A 1,430-nucleotide genomic window follows, 5' to 3' on the forward strand; every position below is an offset into this window, starting at 1 on the left:
GCTAGACGTTATGACCGTGGTCTGAGCGGCGGCCCGCCCTTAGTCTTTGCAGCTGTTAAGCAAACGGGGGTTGCTCGGGGAGTGCCCGAGCCGAGCCCCAAGCGAAGAAAGGACGGGCCATGAAGCAAGATAGCGTTTTTTACGTCGGTGTCGACGTGTCGAAGGCGAAGCACGCCATTGCGGTTGCCGAGGGTGGCCGCAATGGGGAGGTCCGGTATTTCGGCGAGATCGAAGCGAGGCCGGCGGCGGTCGAGCGCTTCGTGCGCAAGCTGGAGAAAAAGCATCCTCGCCTGCATTTCTGTTACGAAGCCGGCCCGACCGGCTACGGGCTCTACCGGCAGATCGTCGAGCTCGGTCAGCGCTGCGATGTCGTTGCGCCCTCGCTGATCCCCAAGCGCCCGGGCGAGCGCGTCAAGACGAACCGGCGCGATGCGGTCAGTCTGGCGCGGCTGCTGCGGGCCGGAGAATTGAAGGGGATCTGGGTTCCAGACGCGGTGCATGAAGCGGTGCGCGATCTAGTGCGGGTGCGCTCCGCGGCGAGCGAGGATCTGCGCAAGAAGCGCCAGCAGCTTCTGTCGTTCCTGCTGCGCCATGGCCGGGTCTTTACCGGACGCAAGAACTGGACCCGGACCCATGCCCGCTGGCTGGCGGCGCAAAAGTTCGACCATCCGGCCCAGCAGATCGTGTTCCAGGACCAGGTCGACGTGATCACCGATGCGCAGGACCGGCTGGAGCGGCTGGACGCGCAACTGGCCGAGCTGGTGCCGAGCTGGTCGATGGCGCCGGTGGTGGCGGCCTATCAGGCGCTGCGTGGTGTGTCCTTCATCGTCGCCGTCACTTTCGTCAGCGAAGTCGGCGATGTCCGCCGCTTCGACACTCCGCGGCAGCTGATGGCCTTTCTGGGCCTGGTGCCCTCGGAGCGCTCGACCGGCGACACGGTAAAGCGCGGCGGCCTGACGTTGGCCGGCAATCGCCGCGCCCGCCGCGTCCTGATCGAAGGCGCCTGGGCCTACCGCTATCCCGCCAGGGTGACGGAGCCCATTCGCGTCAGGCTCGAGGGTCTGCCGAAGGCGGTGCGCGAGATCGCCTGGAGGGCGCAGACGCGGCTTTGCGCCCGCTACCGGCGCATGATGGCTGCGGGCAAGAACAAACCCATCGTCGTTGCGGCGATCGCGCGCGAGATGGCGGCGTTCCTGTGGGCCATCGGCCACCAGGTCGAACCGGTGCGTTGAGATGCAGTGCGCTTCTTCATCGAAGATCAGGATCCCGACAAGAGCGCCCCCGGCGCGGGCGCCGCCGGATTGAAGGCTCTGCCCGCGCCGGATCTCTCGGCGGAAAAACCGGGCAGCACGGCGACGGGATGTGGCCACGGTGGGGAACTCCCGTCCTAACTATGTGGCTGGGCATCAGCCCAACGCCCGAACCTAGAC

1 protein-coding gene is annotated in these 1,430 nt (G+C 66.7%); it reads left to right on the forward strand.

Annotation, left to right across the window (positions count from 1 at the left end):
* The first annotated feature begins 119 nt into the window (after nucleotides 1–119).
* Entirely contained in the window at nucleotides 120–1,232 is a 1,113-nt protein-coding gene (locus tag EH240_RS36955) for an IS110 family RNA-guided transposase (RefSeq protein WP_125007241.1), read from the forward strand.
* Nucleotides 1,233–1,430 lie beyond the last annotated feature (198 nt).

The sequence above is a fragment of the Mesorhizobium tamadayense genome, assembly GCF_003863365.1.
In the GTDB taxonomy this organism is placed as follows: domain Bacteria; phylum Pseudomonadota; class Alphaproteobacteria; order Rhizobiales; family Rhizobiaceae; genus Mesorhizobium; species Mesorhizobium tamadayense.

What these genes read in the sequence shown, in the direction of transcription:
- EH240_RS36955 (WP_125007241.1), top strand. Translation starts at nt 120, where the DNA reads ATGAAGCAAGATAGCGTTTTTTACGTCGGTGTCGACGTGTCGAAGGCG.